Below are 24,120 nucleotides of genomic sequence, written 5' to 3'. Positions count from 1 at the left end.
TCGGGGGCGGTGCAGGGTCGGGGCGCGGTGCAGGGCGTGGGCACGACCGCGGTGCAGCTGCTGCGTCGGGTCGCCGCGCGGCTGGTGCGTCCCGCCGTCGCCGCCGCGCTGACCACGGCCGTGCTGCTCGTGCTCGGCCTCGACCTGGTGCCGACCCTCGTGGTCGCGGTCGGGGCGGGCGGGCTGGCGGCGGTGCTGGAGCGCGTCGACCTGCGTCCCGAGCCCGTTCCCGACCCGCCGCCGCTGCACCGGCGCGACGGCGTGCGCGGCGAGGTGCTCGAGCTCGCGTGGACGATGGTCGCGCGGGACGGCCGCGCCGGCGAGCGCGTCCTGCGGCGCCTGCGGGACGTCGCGGCGGGACGGCTGGCCCGGCACGGGGTGGACCTGCGGGACCCCGGCAGCGGCGCGGACGTCGAGCGGCTCCTCGGCGCGCGCGCCCGCACCACGCTCACCCGCACGTCGCACCCGCTGCCCACCCCCGCCGACGTCGCGCACACGATCACGGCGCTCGAACGGCTCGGACCCGACCCGGCACCGCCGGAGGCCGTCCCCGCCCCCTCGTCCCACCCCGCCCCCGCCGCACCCCACGCCCCCGCCGCACCCCACGCCCCCGACCCCCGTCCCGGGAGGACCGACGCATGACCGACGCCCCCACCGCCACCGCGCCGGCCCTCACCGTCGCCGAGGTCCGCGACCGCGGGCTCGCGGTCCTCGACGAGGTCGCCACCGTCGTGGTCGGCATGCGGGAGCCGCTGCGGCTCGCGCTCGCCGCGGTGCTCGCCGGCGGGCACGTGCTGTTCGAGGACGTGCCCGGTCTGGGCAAGACGCTCGCGGCCCGCAGCCTCGCCACCGCGCTCGGCCTGGACTTCCGCCGCGTGCAGTGCACGCCCGACCTGCTGCCGTCCGACGTGACCGGCTCGAGCGTGTTCGACCCCGCGACGGCCGCGTTCGAGTTCCGGCCGGGTCCGGTCTTCGCGGGTCTGCTGCTCGCGGACGAGATCAACCGCACCCCGCCCAAGACGCAGTCCGCGCTGCTGGAGGCGATGGCGGAGCGGCAGGTCAGCGTCGACGGGCGCACGCACCGCCTGCCGGACCCGTTCCACGTGGTCGCGACGTCCAACCCCGTGGAGTACGAGGGCACGTACCCGCTGCCCGAGGCGCAGCTCGACCGCTTCATGGTGCGGCTCGCGGTCGGGTACCCGGCCCGGGACGCGGAGGTGGACGTGCTCGCGCGGCGGCTGGAGCGCCGGCAGGAGCAGGCGTCGGTGCGGCGCGTGGTGGACGCCGCGACGCTCGTCGCGATGCAGGCCGGCGTGGAGGCGGTCACGGTCGACCCCGACGTGCTCGCGTACTGCGTCGACCTCGCCGCGGCGACGCGCGCGCACCGGGCCGTGGAGGTGGGGGCGTCGCCGCGCGGCTCGCAGGCGCTCGTGCTGGTCGCACGGTCGCTCGCGGTGCTCGACGGCCGCGACTTCGTCACCCCGGAGGACGTCAAGGCCGTCGCCGTGCCGGCGCTCGCGCACCGCCTGTCGCTGACCCCGCAGGCGTGGGCGTCCGGGCTCGCCCCCCGGTCCGTCGTCGACGAGGTGCTCGCCCAGGTGCCGGGGCCGACGACCGCGCGCCGGGCATGACGTCCGGCGACGGGGCGAGCGCGCCGCAGGCGCCCGAGCGGTGGGTGGACGTCGCGTCGACCGCCGTCGGGGCGGCCGCCTGCGCGGTGCTGCTGCTCGTCGGCGCGTTCGCGGGGCGTCCCGACGTCGCCGTGCTGGGCGCGGCGCCGCTGGTCGTCACGGCGTGGCACCTGCTGCGCCGCCCGTCCGGGCTGGTGCGGGCGGCCGTCGTCGCCGGCGAGGAGGGCCCGGGCGGCACGCTCTCGGCCGCCGTCGTCCTCGACGCGCCCGCGGGCACCGCGGCGGTGACCGTCGACGTGCTGCGGCACGACCGCCCGGTCGTCCACGCGCTCGTGCGCACGCCCGGCAGCCGCCGGCTGCCCCTGCTCGCGCGCACCGTGCGCACGGGCCCGCAGGAGGTCGCGACGGTGCAGGTGCAGGGGGTCGGCCCGGGCCTCGTGAGCGTCTCGGACCCGGCGCCGCGGGCCACCCGCCGCACCGTGGTCCTGCCGGCCGCCGGCAGCCTGCCCGACGTGCCCCTGCCCCCGCGCCTGCGCGGCCTGACCGGGGCGCACGGCTCGCGCCGGCCGGGGGAGGGCGGCGACCTGCGCGACGTCCACCCGTTCGGCCCGGGGGACCGGCTGCGGCGGATCGACTGGCGCGTCACGGCCCGGCGCGCGCCGGACCTGCGCGAGCTGTGGGTGCGCCGCGAGCACGCGCTCGCCGAGGCCGTCGTCGTGCTCGTCGTCGACAGCCGTGACGAGGTCGGGCCGGACCCGCTGACATGGCGCGGGTCGCAGCCGCCGCGGCCGCAGGACGCCACCTCGCTCGACCGCGCCCGGCAGGCCGCCGCGGCGGTGGCACGCGCGTTCCTGGACCGCGGCGACCGGGTGGGGCTGGACGACCTCGGGGTGCGCCGCCGCCCCCTGCCGCCGGGGGCGGGCGACGCCAGCTCGACCGGGTCCGGCACGCCCTGGCGCTGACGCACCCGGAGGGCGAGCCGGCGACCCGCCTGCGTCCGCCGCGCGTGCCGTCCGGGGCGCTCGTCGTGCTCTTCTCGACGTTCCTCGACGACGAGGCGGTGGTCGTGGCCGAGCAGTGGCGCCGGGCGGGGCACCGCGTCGTCGCGGTCGACGTGCTGCCCCGCGTGCGCACCGCGCACCTGGGGCAGCGTGAGCGGCTGGCGCTGCGCATCGTGCAGATCGCGCGCACGGACCGCCTCGCCGCGCTCGCCGACCACGACGTCGAGCTCGTCACCTGGCGGGACGCGCCCGCGGTGGCGCTGCGGACCCTCGCGCGGCGCTCCCAGCGCCGGCCCGGTGCGGGGGTGCCGGCGTGAGGGCCGCCGCGCGGGCGCGCACGTGGGCGGACGGGGCGCGGCGGACGTGGGCGCGCGTGCGCGGCGCCGACGGCGGGGGCACGGCGACGGTGCCGCACGTCGAGCTCCGCACGGGTCCGGTGGTCGGCGCCCTCCTGCTGCGCGTCGTGCTCGCGCTGGTCGGGGCGGGTGCCGTGGCGGTCGCGCTCGGGTCGCCCGGTCCGCGGCCGACGACCGTGCTGGCCGCCGCGCTGACGGTCGCCGCCGCGGCCCCCGCGTTCTGGCCCCGGTCGGTCGCGGCGGGGTTCGTCGTGCTCGCCGTCGGGGTGCGGCTGCTCGTCGCGGGGCCGCCCGAGGCGTGGCGGCTGGCGCTGCTCGTGCTGCTGGTGCACGTGCTGCTGTGGCTCACCGCGGTCGCCGCGCGCACCCGGTGGGACACGCGCGTCGAGGTCGCGGTGCTGCGCGACGCGGCTCCGCCCGCGCTCGTCGCGCAGGCCGGTGCGCAGGTGCTGGCCCTGGGCGCGACCGCGCTCGCGGGCGGGGTCGCGGCGGGCGACGTGTGGCGCGTGGGCGGTGTGGTGGCGGCCGTGCTCGTCGCGGCCGTGGTGCTCGTGCGCCCCGACGTGCCGTGGTGGCGGCAGGCCCTGCCGGAGGACTGAGGAGCCGGCCGCCGGGCGGACGGGGGCACACGACGTCGATCCGCCCCCAGCCCCGCGGGAGGACGAGGCCCCCCGCAGGCAGGACCTGGGCGGCGACGGCGCGCCGCGGACCGCGCCTAGCGTCCCCGCCCATGCCGACCCCGCGCTTCCATGCCCTCGTGGACGCCGCACGCGCCGACGTCGTCGCCGCGCGCGCGTCCCTCACCGTGCTCGACGACGTCCTGTGGACCGGTGGCGCCGCCGAGGGCGCCGCGCTTCGCGTGCAGGACCTCGAGGTCGCGGTGCGCCTGCAGCTGGCCGCACTCGACGAGGTGGACGGTCGCGCGAGGGCGGCACAGGCCGCCGCCGTGTGCGTGCCGCCCGTCGGCGCGCTGCCGCACGAGGGCGGTGCCCGGTGGTGAGCGGGGACGGCGTCGTCGTGACGGTCGGGTCCGGGGGCACCTCGACCGTGGACCCCGACGGGCTGCAGCAGGCGGCCGCACGCCTGCGCGCGGTCGCGCACCGGCTCGACGGCGCCGGCACGGACCTCGCCGTCGCGTCGCACGAGGTCGCCTCGCTCGCTCCCACGCCGGACGCCGCCGCGCTCGAGGTCGCGCTGCGGGACGCCCGCACGGCGTGGCACGCGCCGCACCGCGTCGCGGACCAGCTGCGCGAGCTCGCCGACCACCTGACGCGCGCCGCGACGGGGTACGCCGGGGCGGAGACGGCCGTCACGCGGCTCTTCCGGTCCGGCCTCGGTGCGGCCGGCGCGTCCACCGCGTGGAGCGGACCGCTGGCGCCCGCGCTGCTGCTCTCGGCGGCCGGCGGCTGGGTGCTGCACCAGGTGCTCGAGGACTGGACGCGGCACGTGCTCGTGTGGACGCGTGGCGGGCCCCACCCGCTGGGCGCGACGCTGCACGGGCTCGGCACGGTGCCGGCGCGCATGCTCGACGCGACGGGCACGGCGCACGCGACCGCCTACCTCGCCGGTGCGGCCGGCGCGTGGCTGCCGCTGTGGATGCGCAGCGGCCACTCCGTCCGCGACGTGGCGCGCGTGGCGGCGGGTGCGCTGCCCGACCGGCCCGCGGTCGTGACCCCGTACCTCGCCGCGCCGCCGCTCGCGCCGATCAGCGACGTCCGCGGCGGGCTGCGCGCCGTCGAGCAGACGTACGGGAAGGGCGAGCCCCACCTCCCGCCCGCGACGATCACCGTCCAGCGGCTCGAGCACCCGGACGGCGTGGTGACCTGGGTCGTCGCGGTCCCCGGCACCCAGACCGGGTCGCTGGGCGGGGACGTGCCGACGAACGCCGCGACCAACCTCGCGCTGATGGGCGGCGTGCCCGACCCCATGACGCAGGCCGTGCTCGACGCGATGGCCGGCGCGGGCGTCGGGCGGGACGACCCGGTGATGCTCGTCGGGCACTCGCAGGGCGGGATGGTCGCGGCGAGCGTCGCGGCGACCGGCGCGTACGCGGTCCGCAGCGTGGTCACCGCCGGCTCGCCGGACATCGGGCGCGTGCTGCCGTCGCACGTGCAGCACGTCGCGCTCGTGAAGGCGGCGGATCCCGTCCACGCCGTCGACGGGAACCCGGACGCCCGTGCCGGCCGGGCGGACATCGTCGTGGTGGACGGGACGACGGCACCGCTCACACCGTTCGGCGCGCACGCCGTGAGCGGCTACGTGGACACGGCCGCCGCGCTCGACGCGGAGATGGCGCGCTGGCCCGCGGACCGGGAGGAGGGACGGGGCGTGCGGGAGGTGCTGCGACCGGGAGCCGAGGGGGCCGTCGCGACGACGACGCGCTGGGTGGCGTCGACGCCGCTCGAGGTGCCCACGCCGGGCCCGGGTCCGGTCCCGGTGCCGTCGCCCGGCGCGGTGCCGGTGCCGACCGGGGTCAGTCGCGGTTCGTGAGGGCGGAGAGCACGAAGCTGACGACGGAGACGATGAGCGCCCCGAGCACGGCCGTGCCGAAGTTGTCGATCCGCAGGCCCCAGTCGGTGCGCTCCGTGATCCACGCCGTGAGCATGAGCATGAGCGCGTTCACCACCAGCGTGAACAGCCCGAGCGTGAGGACGTACAGCGGCAACGAGACCAGCTTGACGATCGGCTTGACGACGGCGTTGACGATCCCGAACACCAGCGCGACCAGCAGGATCACGCCGATCCGCCCGGCGGTGGAGTCCCCGCCGAGCACCTCGAGGCCGGGCAGCACGAGCGTCGCCAGCCAGATCGCCACACCGTTGATGAGGACGCGCACGACGAATCCCATGCCCGGATCCTGCCACCGTCGGGCGGTGGCATGCTGGCGGCGTGAGCCGCGTCCCCCTCCGCAAGGCCCTCGCCGACCTGCCCGCGTACGTCCCGGGGGCCCGTGCGCCCGTCGGCGCGGCCGCGTACAAGCTGTCGTCGAACGAGAACCCGTACCCGCCGCTGCCGTCGGTCGTCGCGGCGATCGTCGACGCCGCCGCCGACGTCAACCGGTACCCGGACATGTTCGCCACGGAGCTGACGGCGGCGATCGGCGAGCGGCTGGGGGTCGCGCAGGAGTCGGTCGTCGCCGGCTGCGGGTCGGTGGCCGTGCTCGGGCACGTGCTGACGGCGGTGTGCGAGGCGGGCGACGAGGTCGTGCTGCCGTGGCGCTCGTTCGAGGCGTACCCGATCGCGGTCGACCTGGCGCACGCGCGCGGCGTCCGCGTGCCCGTGACGGCCGAGGGTCGCCTCGACCTGCCGGCCATGGCGGACGCCGTCACCAAGCGCACGAAGGTCGTCCTCGTGTGCACGCCCAACAACCCGACCGGGCCGGCGGTGCGGGACGGCGAGCTGCGCGACCTCCTCGCGCGGGTGCCGAAGGACGTGCTCGTGGTGCTCGACGAGGCGTACGTGGAGTTCGTGCGGGACCCGCAGGCGCCCGACGCGCTCGCGCTGCTCGCCGAGCACCCCAACGTCGTCGTCCTGCGCACGTTCTCCAAGGCGTACGGCCTGGCCGGGCTGCGGGTGGGCTACGCGGTGGCGCGTCCGCGCCTCGCCGCGGGCATCCGGGCGGCGTCCACGCCGTTCGGGGTCTCGCACGTCGCCCAGCTCGCGGCGCTCGCGTCGCTGCGCGCCGAGGGTGAGCTGCTCACCCGCGTCGACGCCCTCGTCGCCGAGCGCACCCGGGTGCTCGACGCCCTGCGGGGCCAGGGCTGGGCCGTGCCGGACTCGCAGGCCAACTTCGTGTGGCTGCCGCTCGGCGACCGGACGACGGCGTTCGCGGAGCGCTGCACCCGGGCGGGTGTGGTCGTCCGTCCCTTCGCCGGCGACGGCGTGCGCGTGAGCGTGGGCGAGAAGGAGGCGAACGACCTCGTCCTGGAGGTCGCGGCCGAGCACGCGCCGCGCTGAGCCGCCCGCGGCGGCGGGGCGAGCAGGTGTGGGGTTCCGACAAACGGTGCCGACGAGGCTTGTCGGGCCCTCCGCCTCTCAACCTACGGATCCGTAGCCTACGCTGACGTAGGTTCGCAGATCCCGAGGCTGAGGAGGGCGTGTGAGCCCGACCGGACCCCTGACCGACGACGGTCTCGTCCAGCTGCTCACGCCGGCCGGCGAGCGCGTCACCCATCCCGACCTCGAGGTGTGGGCGGCCGACCTGACCCCGGAGCGGCTGCGCGCGATGTACCGCGACATGGTGCTGACGCGCCGCTTCGACACGGAGGCGACGTCCCTGCAGCGGCAGGGCGAGCTCGCGCTGTACGCGCAGTGCCTCGGCCAGGAGGCCGCACAGGTCGGCTCCGGCCACGCGCTGGCCCCGCAGGACCACGTCTTCCCGAGCTACCGCGAGCACGGCGTCGCGCAGGCCCGTGGCCTGGAGATGACCGACCTGCTGCGCCTCTTCCGCGGCGTCGACCACGGCGGCTGGGACCCGGCCGACCACAACTTCCACCTGTTCACCCTGGTCATCGGCTCGCACACGCTGCACGCGACCGGCTACGCCATGGGCGTGCAGCGCGACGGCCTCGTCGGCACCGGCGACCCGGCGCGCGACACCGCGGTCGTCACGTACTTCGGCGACGGGGCCACCGCGCAGGGCGACGTCAGCGAGTCGCTCGTGTTCGCCGCGGTGAACCAGGCGCCCGTCGTCCTGTTCTGCCAGAACAACCAGTGGGCGATCTCGGAGCCGACGACGAAGCAGGCGCGCGTCCCGCTCGCCGACCGCGCCCCCGGCTTCGGCATCCCGTCCGTGCGCGTCGACGGCAACGACGTGATCGCCACGTACGCGGTGACGCGCCAGGCGCTCGAGCGCGCCCGCAGCGGCGGCGGCCCCACGTTCGTCGAGGCGTTCACCTACCGCATGGGCGCGCACACGACGTCGGACGACCCCACGCGCTACCGCTCGCGCGAGCAGGAGGAGCACTGGCGCCGCCGCGACCCCATCGACCGCCTGCGCCGGTACCTGGCGTCCACGGGTGAGCTGCCGGAGGTCTTCCAGGCCGAGCTCGCGGGCGAGGCCGACGCGCTCGGCGAGCACGTGCGCACGACCGTGCGCAGCATGGGTCGTCCGAGCACCGCGAGCATGTTCGAGCACGTGTACGCGACGTCGCACTCCGTGGTCGACGCGGAGCGTGCGTGGTTCGCCGAGTACGAGCAGTCCTACGTCCAGCACGACAGCGGCGAGGCGGGGGGTCACCGATGACGGTCACCAGCGAGCGCAGCACGACGACGAGCAGCCCGGGCGCCCCCGCGGTGGCCCCGTTCCCGACCGGGACGCAGCGGCTGCCGATGGCGAAGGCGATCAACCTCGGCCTGCGCCGTGCGCTGACGAACGACCCGAAGGTCCTGCTCATGGGCGAGGACATCGGCCCGCTCGGCGGCGTCTTCCGGGTCACCGACGGCCTGCACGCCGAGTTCGGCGGCGACCGCGTGGTCGACACCCCGCTCGCGGAGTCCGGCATCGTCGGCACCGCGATCGGCCTGGCGCTGCGCGGCTACCGGCCGGTGTGCGAGATCCAGTTCGACGGGTTCGTCTTCCCCGCGTTCGACCAGATCACGACGCAGCTGGCCAAGATGCACTACCGCTCGCAGGGGCGGCTGCGCCTGCCGGTCGTCATCCGGATCCCGTTCGGCGGCGGCATCGGCGCGGTGGAGCACCACAGCGAGTCGCCCGAGGTGCTCTTCGCGCACACGGCCGGCCTGCGCGTGGTCTCGCCGTCGACGTCCGCCGAGGCCTTCACGATGATCCAGCAGGCCGTCGCCTCGCCGGACCCCGTGATCTTCCTCGAGCCGAAGGGCCGGTACTGGGAGAAGGGCGACGTCGACCTCGACGCGCCGCTGCCGGCACCGCACGGCGCCACCGCGGCCGGCCTCGACCGCGCCCGCGTGGTGCGCCCCGGCACCGACCTCACGGTCGTCGCCTACGGCCCACCGTCGCGACCGCGCTCAAGGCCGCCGAGGCCGCCGCCGCGGAGGGACGCAGCCTCGAGGTGGTCGACCTGCGCACGCTCTCGCCGCTCGACACCGACACCGTCGCGGCGTCGGTGCGGCGCACCGGCCGCTGCGTCGTCGTCCACGAGGCGCCGACGCTGTACGGCACGGGGGCCGAGGTCGCGGCGCGCGTCACCGAGGCGTGCTTCTTCCACCTCGAGGCGCCCGTGCTGCGCGTCGGCGGGTTCCACGCGCCGTACCCGGTGGCCAAGCTCGAGCACGACTACCTGCCGGGCCTCGACCGGCTGCTCGACGCGGTCGACCGCGCGCTCGCGTTCTGAGCCCCCCGCACGCACGGGCCACCACGCCCCAGGCCACCACACGCACAGGAGCACCGGTGCCGACGTACCAGCAGTTCCCCCTGCCCGACGCGGGCGAGGGCCTCACCGAGGCCGAGATCGTCACGTGGCACGTCGCCGTGGGCGACGCCGTCGAGGTCAACCAGACGATCGTCGAGATCGAGACGGCGAAGTCGCTCGTGGACCTGCCGTCGCCGTGGACGGGCGTCGTGACGCGGATCCTCGTGGAGCCCGGGACGACGGTGGAGGTCGGCACGCCGATCATCGAGGTGGACGTCGACCCCTCGGGTGCGGCCCCGCCGCGCCGACCGCGGCCGGTGCCGCCGAGCCGCCGGCCGCCGAGCCCGCGCCGCCCGGTGACCGGAGCGCGCACGGGGCGCAGGCGCACCGCCCGCACCCCAGCCGTGCGTCCGAGGAGCCCGGCGGTGCGGACGAGGTCGAGGCGGCGCGGGACGAGCGCGCCGGCGGCGACGAGGGCTCGGGCGCCGTGCTCGTCGGGTACGGCGTCGCGGAGACCGGCACGCGCCGCCGCACGCGGGCCGCCGCGTCGGCCGCCACGGCCGCCGGCACCGCACCCGCCCGTACCGCACCCGCCGGCACCGCACCGGGCCGCACCGCGCCCGCCCGTACCGCGCCGGTCGCGGCCCCGGCGGGCCGTCCCGCGTCGGCCCCGGAGGGGGACGGCCGCCGGCACGCGCTCGCGAAGCCGCCGGTGCGCAAGCTCGCGCGCGACCTCGGCGTCGACCTGGACTCGGTGCACGGCACCGGGCCCGGTGGCATCGTCACGCGCGAGGACGTGCTCGAGCGCGCCGCGCGCGCGGAGGCCCGGACCCTCGCCACCTACCCGGGCGACGACCAGCCGTGGCTCGCGAGCGGCGCCGTGACGCCCGACGGCCGCCAGACGCGCGTCCCGGTCCGGTCGGTGCGCAAGCGCACGGCCGAGGTCATGGTCGCGAGCGCGTTCACCGCGCCGCACGTCACCGTCTTCCACACGGTCGACGTCACGCGGACCATGAAGCTCGTCGAGCGGCTGCGGGCCGACCGCGAGTTCGCGGACGTGCGCGTCACGCCGCTGCTCGTCGCGGCGAAGGCGCTGCTGCTCGCCGTGAACCGGCACCCCGAGATCAACGCGTCCTGGGACGACGAGGCGCAGGAGATCGTCTACAAGCACTACGTCAACCTCGGCATCGCCGCCGCGACCCCGCGCGGGCTCGTCGTGCCGAACGTCAAGGACGCGCACCGGCTCGACCTGCTGGGCCTGGCACGTGCGCTCGGCGAGCTGACGTCGACGGCACGCGCGGGCCGCACCTCGCCGGCGGACATGGCCGACGGCACCATCACGATCACGAACGTCGGGGTCTTCGGCATCGACACCGGCACGCCGATCCTCAACCCCGGCGAGGCGGCGATCCTCGCCTTCGGCGCGATCCGGCAGCAGCCGTGGGTGCACAAGGGCAAGGTCAAGCCGCGGCACGTCACGCAGCTCGCGCTGAGCTTCGACCACCGGCTCGTCGACGGCGAGCTGGGCGCGCGCGTCCTCGCCGACGTCGCGGCCGTCCTCGCGGACCCGGCCCAGGCCCTGGTCTGGGGCTGACGCGGGACGGTCTGCCGGCCGCGCCCCGGCTGCTCGCACCCCCGCGAGCTCGGTGGTCCTGTGCCGAGATCGATGGTCCCGGGTCGCGAGCTCGCGACGAAGGTGCCGAACTCGGCGGCGGAGGGGCGTCGGCGGGGGCGTCGGCGGGGCGTCGCTCGGGGAGAGGGGGGGTCAGGGGCGTTCGCGGCGCAGGGCCCAGAGGGCGGCGACGACCGCGACGAGCTCGGTGACCGCCGAGACCCACTCCGCCCAGCCCTCCCAGCGGGCGCGCACGCCGAACAGGCCCAGGGGGCTCGTCGCGACGACGAAGCCGCCGAGGGTCGCCGCGCCGTAGGCGACCGCGCCGAGCAGCGGCAGGGGGCTGCGCCAGACCAGCAGCAGGACGCCCAGCACGACGCCGCCGACGCCCTGCGCCAGGAACAGCGGGCGCAGCCACATGCCGGTGAAGTACCCCTGCTGCCACAGCACCAGGTGGACGACGCCGGACGCGACCACCGCGAGGGCCGCCAGCACGCGCGGCGCCCACGCCACGGGCCGCCGGCGCGATGCCGGCGTCGCCGCCCCGACGTCGCGCGCCGTCACGTCACGCCTCCGCGGCGACGATGCCGCCGTCCTCGCGGACCGTCACGGCGAACGTCGGCAGCGGCTCCGTGGCCGGCCCGGAGACGGCCTCGCCGTCGAGGGTGAACACCGAGCCGTGGCAGGGGCAGGACAGCTCGTCGTCGGCGGGGACCACCGTGCAGCCCTGATGGGTGCAGACCGCCGAGAGCCCGAGGATCGTGCCCTCCGTCGGCTGGGTCAGCAGGACGCGGTCCCCGTCGGGCCCGGTCACCGCGAGCGCACCGCCGACCGGCACGTCGTCGACCGACGCCAGCACCCCGCCCGGTCCGGGCGTCGCCCCACCGCCGCCACCCCCGCCCGCACCGCCGTCCGGACCGCCGTCCGACCCGCTGCAGGCGGCGAGGACGCCGACCGCAGCCGTGCCGAGGGCCGCCACCCCCACGCGGCCGAGGACCTCGCGACGCGAGGGGCAGTTGGTGCAGCCGGGGCCGTGCGCCACCGGGTGCGGGGCGAGCGTCGGCGTGGGGGAGGTGGGCGTGGGCATCGGTCCTCCAGGCGGGGTGGGTGCGGGGGCGGGGGCGTCCGCGTGCTCATCGTGACCCGTGCGGCCCGCGACCGGAAGCAGCTCGCCCCCGTGCGTTCCCTAATCGATTCGGGCCGTGGACCGGCGGGACGGGTCCGGGCGACCGTCGTGCCGTGCCCGACGACGCGCACACGCGCCCCCCTGCCCTCCCGCCCGCGCGCGAGCTGCTGCTGCGCGGGGGCGCGGGCGCGCTCGTCGTCCTCGTCGCCGCGGTGGCCGCGCACCTGAGCGCCGGCGGGACGCTGCCCAGCCCTCACGTGCTCGTCGCGGTCGCGTCACTCGTGCTCGCCGTCGCCGTCGCCGGCACGCGGGTCCGCGCGGGGACGGCCGGCGGGGGCCACGGCGTGCGCCGGGCTCTCGTCCCGGCGGCCGCGTGCGCTGCCGCCGTGCTCCTGCTGCAGCCGGTCGTCGCCGTGCTCGCCGGGCCCGCGGCCGCGTCCGCCCCGGTGACCGCCGGGACGGGCGGCGTCGACGTCGAGGACGCGCACGCGCAGCACGCCACGGCTGCCGACGCGCACGCGCAGCACGCGCCGGGTGCGGACGGGCACGCGCAGCACGCGCCGGGTGCGGACGCGCACGCGCACCACGCGCCGGGTGCGGACGCGCACGCGCACCATGCCCCGGGGGCCGACCCGCACGCGCACCACGGCGCCTCCGCCCCCGGGGACGCCCTCGACGCACCCGCGCTCCCCCAACCGGCCCCCGCGCCCGTCGCCGTACCCGTCGCACCCGTCGAGCCGGACCCGCTCGCGTCGGCGGTGCCCGCGTCGGCGCTCCCGGCGACGGGCACGGCGGCGGCCGCCGCGGCCGCCGTGGTCCTGGCCACCGCCGTGCTGCGTCCCCGTCGCGGCACCGCGCCGGGCGGCGGTGACCTGACGCACGTTCCGGCCCCCGGCGCGGCCGGTCCCGCGGGGACGTGATGGGATCGGAGCGTCGGACCACCTCGCACCCCCGGGAGAGCCATGCGCCGGTCGCCCCACCCCTCGTCCGCCCCTGAGCTGCACGCGCGCGCGGCGACGCACCCCGCCCGGGGGACGACGGCGGTCGCGCTGCTGGCCGCGCTCGCCGCGGCGTTCGCGGCGCTGCTGCTGACGGCGGCGCCGGCCGCGGCGCACAACGCGCTGCGCTCCACCGACCCGGCCGACGGTGCGACCGTCGAGACCGCACCCGCGCAGATCACGCTGACGTTCGACCAGTCCGCTCTCGAGCTCGGCACCGAGATCGTCGTGACGGCGGCCGACGGCACGGTCGTGAGCGCGGGGGCCGCGCAGCTGTCCGGCACGTCCGTCGTGCAGCCGCTCGCGGAGCAGCGCCCGGCCGGGGCGTACCGCGTGGACTGGAGGGTGACCAGCGCGGACGGCCACCCGATCACCGGGACGTTCGGCTTCACGGCCGGTGCGGCGGCGGGCACGGCGACGACGACGGAGCCGACGGCGGACCCGACGGCGGCGGCGACCGCGGCGCCGGCGGACGCGACCACGCCCACGCCGGAGGCGTCGGCGAGCGCGTCGCCCAGCGAGTCGGTCGACACGAGCCCCGACATGGGCGGCTCCGGCGAGGCGGCGCGCGACAACTACCCGGGGACGGTCCCGTGGTGGGTGTGGGTGCTGCTGATCGTCGTCGTGATCGGGGCCGTGTTCACGGTCGTCGCGCGCAAGCAGCGCGGCGGCGGGGACGCGCCGGACCGCGGCGGCGTGTCCGACGGCACCACCGGCGGCGGCGGTCCCCGGGCCGGGTGACCGCCCGCGACGCCTAGGCTGATCGGGTGGAGCAGACGTCCGTCGTCGCGGTGCGCCGCGCCGGTGCGCCCGCGGTCCTCGCGGTCACCGGCGCCCTGGCGGCCCTGGTCGGCGTCGCGTTCAGCGGCACCGCCGCGGCGGTCGCGCTCGGCGACCCCGGCGTCGTCGTGCGCTGGGGGCTGCCGGTCGTCGAGACGCTGACCGAGCTCGCGGGCGCGCTGGCGCTCGGTGCGCTGGTGCTCGCCGTGTGCGTGCTGCCGCGGCGCGCGTCCGCCGCCGCCGAGACCCCCGCGGCGACTGTCCCGGCCACGCCCCCCGCCGGGACGGCCCGTGCACGGGCCGACGGCACCGCCTACCCCCGCAGCCTCGTCCTGGCCGGCGTGGCGTCGGGCACCTGGACGGTGCTCTCGGTGGTGCACCTCGTGCTGGCGTACGCGTCGGTCGCCGGGTCCTCGCCCACCGCGCCGGGGTTCGGCGACGAGCTCGCGCTGTTCGTCACGCAGATCGACCTCGGGCGTGCACTGCTCACGCTGACGACGCTCGCCGCCGTCGCGACCGTGCTCGCGCTCGTCGTCGCCACCCCCACCGGCGCGGCGTGGGCGGCCGTGCTCGTCGTCGCGGCGCTGTGGCAGCTCGGGCAGACGGGCCACGCGGCCGGTGCGGCGAGCCACGAGCTGGCGACGTCGTCGCTGTTCCTGCACCTGGTCGGGGCGGCCGTCTGGATCGGCGCGCTGGCGGCCCTCGCGCTGCTGGTCGGGCGCCTGGGCAGCGACGCCGGCCCGGCCGTGGCGCGGTACTCGACCATCGCGGCGTGGTGCTTCGTCGCCGTCGCCGTCTCGGGTCTCGTCAACAGCGTCGTGCGGCTCGGCGGCTGGGAGGGCCTCGGCACCCGGTACGGCGTGCTGCTCGTCGTGAAGGTCGTGCTGTTCGGGGTGCTCGGCCTGCTCGGCCTCGCCCACCGGCGGCGCACCATCCCGCGGCTCGTGGGGGACCGGGTCGCGGGGCCGTTCTGGCGGCTCGTCCTCGTCGAGCTCGCCGTGATGGGCGCCGTCTCGGGCGTCGCGGTCGCGCTCGCGGGCTCGCCGCCGCCCGTGCCGGACGAGCCGGTCGCGGACGCGTCGCCCGCCTACCTGCTCACGGGGCACGCGCTGCCGCCCGAGCCGACCGCCGTGCAGTGGGTCGCGCAGTGGCGCTGGGACCTGCTCATGGCGTCCGCGGCCGTCGCGGGGATCGTCGTCTACGTGCGCTGGGTCGTGCGGCTGCGCCGCCGCGGCGACGCGTGGCCGTGGCTGCGGACGGCGTCCTGGGTGGTGGGCATGCTGACGTTCCTGTGGACGACGTCGGGTGGTCCGGCGATGTACGGGCACGTGCTGTTCAGCGCCCACATGGTGCAGCACATGGTGCTCGCGATGGTCGTGCCGATCTTCGTCGCGCTGTCCGCGCCGGTCACGCTCGCCCTGCGGGCCCTGCCCGCCCGGTCGACCCGCCTGCGGGACGACGTGTCGCGCGGGCCCCGGGAGTGGGTCCTCACGCTCGTGCACTCCCGGGTGGGCACGTTCCTCGCGCACCCGATCGTCGCCGCGGTCAACTTCGCCGGGTCGATGGTCGTCTTCTACTACTCGCCGGTGTTCGAGTGGTCGATGCGCAGCCCGGTCGGGCACCTCGTGATGGTCGTGCACTTCTCCGTCGCCGGGTACCTGTTCGTCAACGCGCTGGTCGGCGTGGACCCCGGCCCGACGCGGCCGCCGTACCCCATGCGGCTGCTGCTGCTGTTCGCGACCATGGCGTTCCACGCGTTCTTCGGGGTCGCGCTCGTGGGCGGGCAGTCGCTGCTCGCGGCGGACTGGTTCGGGCTCATGGGCCGGCCCTGGGGTCCGTCGGCCATCCGCGACCAGCAGCTCGGCGGGTCGGTCGCCTGGGGGATCGGCGAGATCCCGACCGTGCTGGTCGCGATCGTCGTGGCCCTGCAGTGGACCCGGGACGACGAGCGGACGGCCCGCCGCCGCGACCGCCGCGCCGACCGGGACGGCGACAGCGAGCTCGACGAGTACAACGCGATGCTCGCGGGCCTCGCGGACCGGGACTCCGCGCGCCCGTCCTGACCCGCAGCACCGACCCCCGCGCCGGCCCGGCCGCCTCGACCCTCCCGCCCCGACCGTCCCGCCCCGACCCTCCCGCCCCGACCCACCCCCGAACCGGCGGGGGTCGGCGAGAGTTCGTCCTCCCTTCACCCGCCGCTCACCGCACGTGCCGGTGACCGGTTCGTCCGGTTGCCACGCTGTGCCCGCCCCAGCACCGAGCACGACCGGAGAGCCCTGATGACCACGACCGACGACCGTGACGTCGCGGCCGGCGTCCCGCGCCGCACCCTCCTGCCCCTGCTCCCGATGACCGGCCGCACGCACGGCCGCCGCTCCGCCGTCACGTGCCACCTGCGCTGCGGCGACGCGTGCGCGCAGCCCGTGCCGAACGAGAGCGGCAACGACTACTTCCGCGACGTCGCGTCGGCCGCGCTGTCCCGCCGTGCCGTCCTCGCGGGCGGGCTGGTCGCGGGCGCCGCCGTCGTCGTCGGCTCCGTCGTCGCCGACGCCCCGCCGGCCGCCGCCCACGACCGCGGGTGGGGCTGGGGCCGCGGCAACCTGCCGTTCCGCGCGATCCCGCCGGTGCCGGCCGCCACGGACGCGTTCACCGTGCCGCAGGGCTACCGGTGGGCGCCGCTCGTGCGCTGGGGCGACCCGATCCTGTCGCCGCACGACGTCTTCGACCCCGCGACGATGACGCCGGAGCTCGCGGAGCGGCTCTTCGGCTACAACTGCGACTACGTCGACATCCTCGAGGAGCCGCACGGGCGCAGCGCCGTGCTCGTGGCCAACCACGAGTACACGAACGAGAACATCATGTTCCCGCCGGCCGCGACGCCGGAGGACCTGGACCGTCAGCGCCGGGTCGCGATGGCCGCGCACGGCATGTCCGTCGTCGCGCTGCACCGTCGCCGCAAGGGGCAGCCGTGGCAGTACCAGGTGGGTGCCCGGGTCAACCGGCGCATCACCGCCACGACGCCGTTCGTCCTGGACGGGCCGGCGGCCGGCTCGGACCTGCTGAAGACCGTCGCGGACCCCTCGGGCACGACGGTGCTCGGCACGCTGAACAACTGCGCGGGCGGCACCACGCCGTGGGGCACGGTGCTGTCGGGTGAGGAGAACGTCAACCAGTACTTCCGCGCGCGCGGCACGGCGGAGGAGAAGCGCTACGGCTTCGCCGACAAGGAGACGACGCGCGGCTGGGAGCACGTCGACCCGCGCTTCGACGCCCGCACGCCCGGGTACGAGAACGAGCCCAACCGCTTCGGGTGGGTCGTCGAGGTCGACCCGCAGGACCCGACGGCGCCGCCCGTGAAGCACACCGCGCTCGGCCGGTTCAAGCACGAGGGTGCGAACGTCATCGTCGGCAGGTCGGGCCACGTCGCCGCGTACATGGGTGACGACGAGCGGTTCGACTACCTCTACAAGTTCGTCTCGAAGGACCGGTACCGCCCGGGCGCCCGGCACCGCACGCGCAACAAGCAGCTGCTCTCCGCCGGCAACCTGTACGTCGCGCGCTTCCACGGCGACTCGCCGGTCGAGGAGATCACCGGCACCGGTGCGCTGCCGTCCGACGGCGCGTTCGACGGCACGGGGGAGTGGGTGCCGCTGGTGCTCGACGGCGTCAGCCAGGTGCCCGGCTTCACGACGGAGCAGGTGCTCGTGCACACGCGGCTGGCCGCCGACGCGGTGGGCGCGACGAAGATGGACCGCCCCGAGGACGTCGAGCCCAACCCCGTGACGGGCCGCGTGTACGTCGCGTGCACGAACAACACCGACCGCGGCAAGGCCGGCAAGGAGGGCGCCACCGAGCCGAACCCGCGCGTGGAGAACCGGCACGGGCACGTCGTCGAGATCACGGAGGCCGGCAACGACCCGCGGTCGACGACGTTCGGCTGGAGCATCCTGCTGCTCGCGGGCGACCCCGCCACGACGTCCGGCACCTACTTCGCGGGCTTCCCGCCGGAGAAGGTCTCGCCGATCTCCTGCCCGGACAACGTCGCGTTCGACTCCGAGGGCAACCTCTGGATCTCCACGGACGGGCAGCCCGGCACGATCGGCTACGGCGACGGGCTGTTCAAGGTGCCGCTCACCGGGCGCGAGCGGGGCCGCGTGCAGCAGTTCCTCTCCGTGCCCGCGGGCGCGGAGACCTGCGGGCCGGTGATCCGGGACAAGGACGAGATGGTCTACGTCGCGGTGCAGCACCCGGGCGAGGACGGCTCGTGGGAGGCGCAGCAGTCGTTCTTCCCCGACTACGTCGCGCCCGGCACGCTCGACCGCGGCCGCTGGGGCGGTCCGCGCCCGAGCGTCGTGCAGGTCTGGCGCGACTGACGCGGTGACCCGCCGGCCCGTCGCACCGCGCGTGCGGCGGGCCGGCGTCGCCGTACCCGGCCGGGTCAGGGGGCCGGCGACGCGCTGCCCCCGGGGCCGGTGCGCGGCTCTCGACGTGCCGCCGCCACCGGTCGAGCACGTCCTCCAGCTGGACCAGGGTCTCGTCGTCGAGGCCGGCGACGAGCTCGTCGTCCGCCTCGAGGACGGACCGTGCCAGGGTCTCGACGTGCGCGTGACCGGCCGGTGCGAGGACGACCTCGACCGTGCGGCCGGCGCCCGCGTGCCGCTCGACCAGCCCGTCGCGCTCGGCCCGTGCCACGCGCTGCGAGATGGCCCCGGCGGTGACGAGGCACCGGTCCGCGAGCTCGCGCGTCGTGAGCCGGTAGGGCGGACCCGCGCGACGCAGGGTGCTGAGCAGGTCCAGCGTCGCCGCGTCGGTGCCCAGCTCGTGCAGGACCGCCTCGCGGCGCCGCCGCAGCGCGGTGGCGAGGAGCTTGGCGGCCGTCACCACGGGGACCGAGCGGGTGGGCACCCCGGGCAGCTCGCGTGCCCACGCGGCGGCGACCTCGTGCGCGTCGGGGCGGCCCGTCGTGCCCGGGGGAGGGTCTTGCGGGACGTCCGTCGTCACGTTTAGATCTAAACATGGACAGACGCGGACGGCGAGGTCGGGCGGTGCTGGTGACGGGCGGCAGCCGCGGCATCGGCCACGCCGTCGCACGCGCCTTCGTCGACGCCGGCGACCTCGTCACGGTGACGGGGCGCGGTCCGGGACTCGACGCGGCGGCGGCCGCGCTGGGCGCCCGCGCCCTGCGGCTGGACCTGGAGGACGTGTCGTCGGTCGCGGCGCTCGCGGCCGCGTTCGCGGAGGGGGTCGACGTCGTCGTCAACAACGCCGGGGCGTTCGTCGGCACCCCACCCCCTGCCGACGCCCCGCTCGAGGACGTGGCCCGGCACTGGCAGCGCAACCTCCAGGTCAACGTCGTGGGTGCCGCGCTCGTCGTGCGCGTCCTCGAGCCCGTCCTGAGGCCCGGCGGTGCCGTCGTGAGCATCGGGTCCATCGGCGCGGAGTACGCCGCGAACCCGTACTCCGTGGCGAAGGCGGCCCTCGCCGCCTGGAACGTCGGCCTCTCGGAGCGTCTGGGCCCGCGCGACGTCACCGCGAACGTGGTCGCCCCCGGGTACGTGGAGGGGACGGACCTGTTCGGCGGTCCCCTCACCGAGGAGCGCCGCGCGAGCCTGGTGGCGCGCACGCACCTCGGACGCGTGAGCCGTCCGGAGGACGTCGCCGCCCTCGTCGCGTTCCTCGCCTCACCGGCGGCGCGCAACGTCACGGGCCAGACCCTGCACGTCGACGCCGGGGCGCACACGACCCGGTGACGCCACGGCACGAGGGGCGACGGGGCGCGACACCCGCACGGAAAGCCCTCGTCGCCGCGCCGCACGGCCGTGATAGACCGGTCCGGTGAGCGAACCCACCACCCCCGACGTCCCCGCGACGCCGTTCCACGACCTGGACGCGTACATCGCCCTGCCGCGCCTCGGCGGCCTGCGCCTCTCGCCCGACGGCACGCGCCTCGTCACGGCCGTGCAGACCCTCGACCGCAAGCGCACCGCGTGGGTGACCGCGCTGTGGGAGGTCGACCCGGCCGGTGAGAAGCCCGCGCGGCGCCTGACCCGCAGCGCGAAGAGCGAGTCGTCCGCGGCGTTCACGCCGTCCGGCGACCTGCTGTTCACCAGCGCGCGCCCCGACCCCGACGCCGAGGACCCGGACGCGGACCCGAAGGCCGCGCTGTGGCTGCTGCCGGCCGACGGCGCGGAGGCCCGCGTCGTGGCGTCCCGCGCGTCCGGCGTGGGCGGCGTGCAGGTCGCGACGGACGCCCCGACCGTGCTGGTCGTCTCCGACGTGCTGCCGTCCGCCGCCGACGACGAGGCCGACGCGCGCATCGCCAAGGAGCGCAAGGACAAGAAGGTCGCGGCGATCCTGCACGACTCGTACCCGATCCGGTACTGGGACCACGACCTCGGCCCGGCCACGCCGCACGCGTTCGTCGCCACGGTCTCGGACGAGGTCGCCGCGCCGGTCGCCGGCGAGCGGGACCCGCGCCTGGAGCTGCGCGACGTCACGCCCGACGCCGCGGGGGCGCTGCGCGAGCAGCACCCCGTCCTCACGCCCGACGGCCGCACGGTCGTCACGTCCTGGGGCCGCAACGTCGCGCGCGGGAACGTGCGCACCGACCTCGTGACGATCGACGTCGCCACGGGGGAGCGGGCCGTGCTGGTGTCCGACCCCGACGCCGACCTCGGCGACCCGCTCGTCTCGCCCGACGGCCGCTGGGTCGCGTACTCCCGCGAGACGCTGTCCACGCCGCACGACGCCCCGCGTTACGAGCTCTGGGTCGTCGCGCTCACCGGCGGCGAGCCGCGCCGCCTGGGTGCCGACTGGGACCGGTGGCCGGGTGCGAAGGTGTGGCTCCCGACGTCCGACGGCCTGGTCGTCGTGGCGGACGACGACGGCCGCGCGCCGATGTTCCACGTGGAACTGAGCTCGGGCGCCGTGACGCGCCTCACCAGCGACGACGCCGCCTTCGCCGACGTGCAGGTCGCTCCCGACGGCCGCACCGCGTACGCCCTGCGGACGTCCTACGAGGCGCCCGCGCACCCCGTCCGCATCGACCTCGCCGCCGCGCTCGAGGGCGGCGCCCCCGTCGCCGCGACGCCGCTGCCCGCCCCGGCCCCGCTGCCCGCCCTGCCGGGCCGGCTCGAGGAGGTCGAGACGACGGCGGAGGACGGCTCGCGCGTGCGCGCGTGGCTCGCGCTGCCCGAGGGCGCGTCGGCCGACGACCCCGCACCGTTCCTGCTGTGGATCCACGGCGGCCCCCTCGGGTCGTGGAACGCGTGGTCCTGGCGGTGGAACCCGTGGCTGCTGGTCGCGCAGGGCTACGCCGTCCTGCTGCCCGACCCGGCGCTGTCGACCGGGTACGGGCAGGAGTTCATCCAGCGCGGCTGGGGCGCGTGGGGCAAGGCCCCGTACACCGACCTCATGGCGGTCACCGACGCCGCGCTGCAGCGTCCGGACCTCGACGAGACCCGCACCGCCGCGATGGGCGGCTCGTTCGGCGGCTACATGGCCAACTGGGTCGCCGGGCACACCGACCGGTTCCGGGCGATCGTCACGCACGCGAGCCTGTGGGCCCTCGACCAGTTCGGGCCGACGACCGACGCGTCGTACTACTGGCAGCGCGAGATGACGCCCGAGATGGCGCTCGAGAACTCGCCGCACCGGTTCGTGGGCGACATCGTCACGCCGATGCTCGTCATCCACGGCGACAAGGACTACCGCGTGCCGATCGGCGAGGGCCTGCGCCTGTGGTACGAGCTGCTCGCCGACTCCGGCCTGCCCGCGGACGACGAGGGCCGCACCCCCCACCGGTTCCTGTACTTCCCGGACGAGAACCACTGGATCCTGACCCCGCAGCACGCGAAGGTCTGGTACCAGACCGTCGAGGCGTTCCTCGCGACGCACGTGCTCGGACGGACGGGGGACGACGCCGTCGCCTACCCGGAGGTCCTCGGCTGACGCCGTCGGCCGACCCACGACGCCCCGTCGCCCGCCGTGCGCGGACGGCGGGGCGTCGTCGTCCCGCCGCCGGGCCCCGCCGCCGGCGTCAGTGCGCGGCGCCCTCCAGCACCCGCTTCAGCAGCTCGAGGTCGGCCCGGACGAGCCCTGCGTCCCGGGCGAGGTCGGCGTCGGTCATCCCCGGCGCCCGGCGCAGCGTGAACACGACGTCGCACGCGGTGGCGCCGTCGGCGACGGCACGCAGCGGCACGTGGACGGTCTCGCCCGACGGCGTGAGCACCTCGTGGTCCAGCACCCCGAACGGGTTCGGCGGGGCGAAGCGCACCCGCGCGGGCCCCTCCGGCGTGCCGACCCACCAGTCCCCGTCGCGGTGGACGACGGACGAGCCGAGGCCCGGCGCCCAGCGCGGCAGGTTCGCCGGGTCCGCGGCGAACGCACGGACGTCCTCGGCCGACCGCTCGATGCGCACGGACAGGTGCAGCGTCCCGGTGTCCACGCCGACCAGCATGCCCGGCACGTCCGACACGCCGCCACGGCGGAGCGGACGTCCGGCGGGGTCTGGCGGGAACCGGGCGAAAGCGGACAGTATCGACGTGTCCGTCCGTCCAGCAGGGGGAGGAACGACATGCCGTACGTCACCGCGCACGACGGGGCGCAGATCTTCTACAAGGACTGGGGCGACGGGCCGCCGGTGGTGCTGAGCCACGGGTGGCCGCTCAACGCGGACGCGTGGGACGCCGCGGCGCTCTTCCTCGCCGAGCACGGCCACCGCGCGGTCGCGCACGACCGACGCGGCCACGGCCGCTCGACCCAGACCTGGCACGGCAACGAGATGGACACGTACGCCGACGACCTCGCCTGCCTGCTCGACCAGCTCGACCTCACGGACGTCACGCTCGTCGGCCACTCGACCGGCGGCGGCGAGGTCGTCCGCTACGTCGGCCGCCACGGCACCGCCCGGGTCGCCCGCGTCGTGCTGGTCAGCGCCGTGCCACCGCTCATGGTCCGCACCGACGACAACCCCGAGGGCCTGCCCCTCGCCGTGTTCGACGGGCTGCGCGCGGGCGAGCGGGCGAACCGGTCGCAGCTGTACCGCGACCTGGCGGACGGTCCGTTCTTCGGCCACAACCGCACCCACGACGTGCCCCAGGGCTTCCGCGACGCGTTCTGGCTGCAGGGCATGGCGTGCGGCCACCGGGCGGCGTACGAGTGCATCGCGGCGTTCTCCGCGACGGACTTCCGCCCGGACCTCGCCAAGGTCGACGTCCCGACGCTCGTGATCCACGGCGACGACGACCAGATCGTGCCCTTCGAGGTCGGCGGGAAGCGCACCGTCGACCTCGTCGAGGGCGCCACGCTGACTGTCTACGAGGGGAGCGGGCACGCGCTGCCCGACACCGACCGCGACCGCCTGCACGCCGACCTGCTCGCGTTCGTCGACGGCTGAGGGAGCACCGCCATGTCCGACCCGACCGGCACCACGGCACCTGACACGATCGTCCTCGTCCACGGCCTGTGGATGACACCCCGCAGCTGGGAGCACTGGGTCCCGTACTACGAGGCCAAGGGGTTCACCGTCCTCACGCCCGGCTACCCCGGGTTCGAGGTCGAGGTGGAAGGGCTCCGGGAGGACCCCGAGCGCATCGCCCGCCTCACGGTCCCCGAGGTGGTGGACCACCTCGCCCGGGTGGTGGAGTCCACCCCGACACCGCCGGTCGTCATCGGCCACTCGTTCGGCGGGACCCTCACGCAGCTCCTGCTGGCCCGAGGGCTCGGCTCGGTGGGTGTCGCGATCGACTCCGCGCCGACCGAGGGCGTCCGCGTGAGCCCGCTGTCGCAGGCGCGCTCGCTGCTGCCCGCCCTGCGCAACCCCGCCAACCGGCACCGCGCGGTCGCGTTCACCCCGGAGGAGTTCCGCTACGCCTTCACCAACACCCTGTCGGAGGAGGAGTCGCTGCGGGTGTGGGAGCGGTACGCGATCGGCGCCCCCGGGCACTGGATCTTCGAGTACGGCCTGTTCGCGAACGTGAAGCCCGGCCGGCAGGAGACCTGGGTCGACTACGACGCCGACCGCGCGCCGCTGCTGTTCGTGGCGGGGGAGAAGGACCACATCATGCCGCCGTCGGTGAACCGGTCGAACGCCCGGCACTACCACCGGTCACCGGCCGTCACGGACTACGTCGAGCTGCCCGGCCGGGACCACTGGACGTGCGGTGCACCCGGCTGGGAGGAGGTCGCGGACCTCGCGCTCGAGTGGGCCCTGGACCACGCACGCGTCGACCGTCCCTGGGCGACCGTCTGACTCTCGACGTGCGGGCCGCCCCGGTCGCCGCA

Annotated in this window: 21 protein-coding genes and 3 pseudogenes; 19 read left to right on the top strand and 5 right to left on the bottom strand. The window is 76.6% G+C overall.

What is annotated here, in order from left to right; all coding sequences use genetic code 11:
• Positions 1-36: 36 nt before the first annotated feature.
• The 7 genes from GC089_RS17470 (at position 37) to GC089_RS17445 (ending at position 5,478) form a co-directional block, all read left to right on the top strand.
• Complete coding sequence (locus tag GC089_RS17470; protein WP_155378703.1) at positions 37-642, top strand: hypothetical protein; 606 nt, start codon at positions 37-39, stop codon at positions 640-642.
• On the top strand, positions 639-1,631 hold the full coding sequence (locus GC089_RS17465) for a MoxR family ATPase (protein WP_155378702.1): 993 nt from the start codon (positions 639-641) through the stop codon (positions 1,629-1,631). Before GC089_RS17470 ends, GC089_RS17465 begins: the two co-directional genes overlap by 4 nt.
• A complete protein-coding gene (locus GC089_RS17460; protein ID WP_230684930.1) occupies positions 1,628-2,593 on the top strand; it encodes a DUF58 domain-containing protein in 966 nt (321 codons plus the stop codon). Before GC089_RS17465 ends, GC089_RS17460 begins: the two co-directional genes overlap by 4 nt.
• A 44-nt stretch (positions 2,594-2,637) precedes the next feature.
• Positions 2,638-2,949, top strand: coding sequence for a hypothetical protein (locus GC089_RS19505; protein ID WP_230684929.1), 312 nt, complete (start codon positions 2,638-2,640; stop codon positions 2,947-2,949).
• Entirely contained in the window at positions 2,946-3,587 is a 642-nt protein-coding gene (locus GC089_RS17455) for a hypothetical protein (protein ID WP_155378701.1), read from the top strand. The genes GC089_RS19505 and GC089_RS17455 overlap by 4 nt, the downstream gene beginning before the upstream one ends.
• 158 nt (positions 3,588-3,745) lie before the next feature.
• Complete coding sequence (locus GC089_RS17450) at positions 3,746-3,988, top strand: hypothetical protein (RefSeq protein WP_155378700.1); 243 nt, start codon at positions 3,746-3,748, stop codon at positions 3,986-3,988.
• The gene (locus GC089_RS17445; protein ID WP_155378699.1) at positions 3,985-5,478 is read left to right on the top strand and encodes a hypothetical protein; all 1,494 of its coding nucleotides are present in this window, start codon (positions 3,985-3,987) and stop codon (positions 5,476-5,478) included. The genes GC089_RS17450 and GC089_RS17445 overlap by 4 nt, the downstream gene beginning before the upstream one ends.
• On the opposite strand, the gene GC089_RS17440 is transcribed toward GC089_RS17445, so the two are convergent.
• On the bottom strand, positions 5,462-5,836 hold the full coding sequence (locus GC089_RS17440; RefSeq protein ID WP_155378698.1) for a phage holin family protein: 375 nt from the start codon (positions 5,834-5,836) through the stop codon (positions 5,462-5,464). The genes GC089_RS17445 and GC089_RS17440 overlap by 17 nt on opposite strands.
• A gap of 41 nt (positions 5,837-5,877) precedes the next feature.
• Between GC089_RS17440 and hisC the strand changes: the two genes are divergently transcribed.
• From hisC to GC089_RS17420, 4 genes and pseudogenes are all read left to right on the top strand, one after another.
• On the top strand, positions 5,878-6,945 hold the full coding sequence (gene hisC, locus GC089_RS17435; protein ID WP_155378697.1) for a histidinol-phosphate transaminase: 1,068 nt from the start codon (positions 5,878-5,880) through the stop codon (positions 6,943-6,945).
• Positions 6,946-7,087: 142 nt separating this feature from the next.
• On the top strand, positions 7,088-8,233 hold the full coding sequence (pdhA, locus tag GC089_RS17430; protein ID WP_155378696.1) for a pyruvate dehydrogenase (acetyl-transferring) E1 component subunit alpha: 1,146 nt from the start codon (positions 7,088-7,090) through the stop codon (positions 8,231-8,233).
• Positions 8,230-9,302 (top strand): annotated as a pseudogene (locus GC089_RS17425) (alpha-ketoacid dehydrogenase subunit beta). Before pdhA ends, GC089_RS17425 begins: the two are co-directional and overlap by 4 nt.
• Before the next feature lie 56 nt (positions 9,303-9,358).
• Positions 9,359-10,914 (top strand): annotated as a pseudogene (locus GC089_RS17420) (dihydrolipoamide acetyltransferase family protein).
• Between the two features lie 171 nt (positions 10,915-11,085).
• Here GC089_RS17420 and GC089_RS17415 read toward each other — a convergent pair.
• The gene (locus GC089_RS17415; RefSeq protein WP_155378695.1) at positions 11,086-11,496 is read right to left on the bottom strand and encodes a hypothetical protein; all 411 of its coding nucleotides are present in this window, start codon (positions 11,494-11,496) and stop codon (positions 11,086-11,088) included.
• Position 11,497: 1 nt separating this feature from the next.
• Positions 11,498-12,019: a ubiquinol-cytochrome c reductase iron-sulfur subunit gene (locus tag GC089_RS17410; RefSeq protein WP_155378694.1), complete on the bottom strand. Its 522-nt coding sequence runs from the start codon at positions 12,017-12,019 to the stop codon at positions 11,498-11,500.
• Positions 12,020-12,171: 152 nt separating this feature from the next.
• Between GC089_RS17410 and GC089_RS17405 the strand changes: the two genes are divergently transcribed.
• From GC089_RS17405 to GC089_RS17390, 4 genes are all read left to right on the top strand, one after another.
• Positions 12,172-12,978, top strand: a complete 807-nt coding sequence (locus tag GC089_RS17405; protein WP_155378693.1) for a hypothetical protein — start codon at positions 12,172-12,174, stop codon at positions 12,976-12,978.
• A 42-nt stretch (positions 12,979-13,020) separates the two neighbouring features.
• The gene (locus GC089_RS17400) at positions 13,021-13,797 is read left to right on the top strand and encodes a copper resistance CopC family protein (protein ID WP_155378692.1); all 777 of its coding nucleotides are present in this window, start codon (positions 13,021-13,023) and stop codon (positions 13,795-13,797) included.
• A 26-nt stretch (positions 13,798-13,823) separates the two neighbouring features.
• Positions 13,824-15,899, top strand: a complete 2,076-nt coding sequence (locus GC089_RS17395) for a cytochrome c oxidase assembly protein (RefSeq protein WP_155378691.1) — start codon at positions 13,824-13,826, stop codon at positions 15,897-15,899.
• A 216-nt stretch (positions 15,900-16,115) separates the two neighbouring features.
• A complete protein-coding gene (locus GC089_RS17390) occupies positions 16,116-18,209 on the top strand; it encodes a PhoX family phosphatase (protein ID WP_155378690.1) in 2,094 nt (697 codons plus the stop codon).
• Positions 18,210-18,537: 328 nt separating this feature from the next.
• On the opposite strand, the pseudogene GC089_RS19500 reads toward GC089_RS17390, so the two are convergent.
• A pseudogene (locus GC089_RS19500) lies at positions 18,538-18,717 on the bottom strand (MarR family transcriptional regulator); the annotation flags it as partial.
• 164 nt (positions 18,718-18,881) lie between these two features.
• On the opposite strand from GC089_RS19500, the gene GC089_RS17380 reads away from it, so the two are divergent.
• Positions 18,882-19,586, top strand: a complete 705-nt coding sequence (locus tag GC089_RS17380) for an SDR family NAD(P)-dependent oxidoreductase (protein WP_230684928.1) — start codon at positions 18,882-18,884, stop codon at positions 19,584-19,586.
• 85 nt (positions 19,587-19,671) lie between these two features.
• Positions 19,672-21,786, top strand: coding sequence for a prolyl oligopeptidase family serine peptidase (locus GC089_RS17375; RefSeq protein WP_155378688.1), 2,115 nt, complete (start codon positions 19,672-19,674; stop codon positions 21,784-21,786).
• A gap of 88 nt (positions 21,787-21,874) precedes the next feature.
• On the opposite strand, the gene GC089_RS17370 is transcribed toward GC089_RS17375, so the two are convergent.
• Positions 21,875-22,294 (bottom strand): SRPBCC family protein, encoded by a 420-nt coding sequence (locus GC089_RS17370; RefSeq protein WP_196250752.1) that lies wholly within the window; start codon positions 22,292-22,294, stop codon positions 21,875-21,877.
• Positions 22,295-22,411: 117 nt separating this feature from the next.
• Between GC089_RS17370 and GC089_RS17365 the strand changes: the two genes are divergently transcribed.
• Complete coding sequence (locus GC089_RS17365; protein ID WP_155378687.1) at positions 22,412-23,233, top strand: alpha/beta fold hydrolase; 822 nt, start codon at positions 22,412-22,414, stop codon at positions 23,231-23,233.
• A gap of 12 nt (positions 23,234-23,245) precedes the next feature.
• The gene (locus GC089_RS17360) at positions 23,246-24,088 is read left to right on the top strand and encodes an alpha/beta hydrolase (protein ID WP_155378686.1); all 843 of its coding nucleotides are present in this window, start codon (positions 23,246-23,248) and stop codon (positions 24,086-24,088) included.
• The last annotated feature ends 32 nt before the right edge of the window (positions 24,089-24,120 follow it).

This window comes from Cellulomonas sp. JZ18 (genome assembly GCF_009720485.1).
Classification (GTDB): Bacteria; Actinomycetota; Actinomycetes; order Actinomycetales; family Cellulomonadaceae; genus Cellulomonas.
The sequence above is the reverse complement of the archived record's forward strand: the minus strand, read 5'-3'. Positions and strand labels throughout refer to the sequence as shown.

Coding starts and splice junctions, on each gene's coding strand:
- GC089_RS17390 (WP_155378690.1), top strand. CDS start 16,116: ATGACCACGACCGACGACCGTGACGTCGCGGCCGGCGTCCCGCGCCGC.
- GC089_RS17460 (WP_230684930.1), top strand. CDS start 1,628: ATGACGTCCGGCGACGGGGCGAGCGCGCCGCAGGCGCCCGAGCGGTGG.
- GC089_RS17360 (WP_155378686.1), top strand. CDS start 23,246: ATGTCCGACCCGACCGGCACCACGGCACCTGACACGATCGTCCTCGTC.
- GC089_RS17400 (WP_155378692.1), top strand. CDS start 13,021: ATGCGCCGGTCGCCCCACCCCTCGTCCGCCCCTGAGCTGCACGCGCGC.
- GC089_RS17365 (WP_155378687.1), top strand. CDS start 22,412: ATGCCGTACGTCACCGCGCACGACGGGGCGCAGATCTTCTACAAGGAC.
- GC089_RS17465 (WP_155378702.1), top strand. CDS start 639: ATGACCGACGCCCCCACCGCCACCGCGCCGGCCCTCACCGTCGCCGAG.
- GC089_RS17440 (WP_155378698.1), bottom strand. CDS start 5,836: ATGGGATTCGTCGTGCGCGTCCTCATCAACGGTGTGGCGATCTGGCTG.
- GC089_RS17370 (WP_196250752.1), bottom strand. CDS start 22,294: ATGCTGGTCGGCGTGGACACCGGGACGCTGCACCTGTCCGTGCGCATC.
- GC089_RS17410 (WP_155378694.1), bottom strand. CDS start 12,019: ATGCCCACGCCCACCTCCCCCACGCCGACGCTCGCCCCGCACCCGGTG.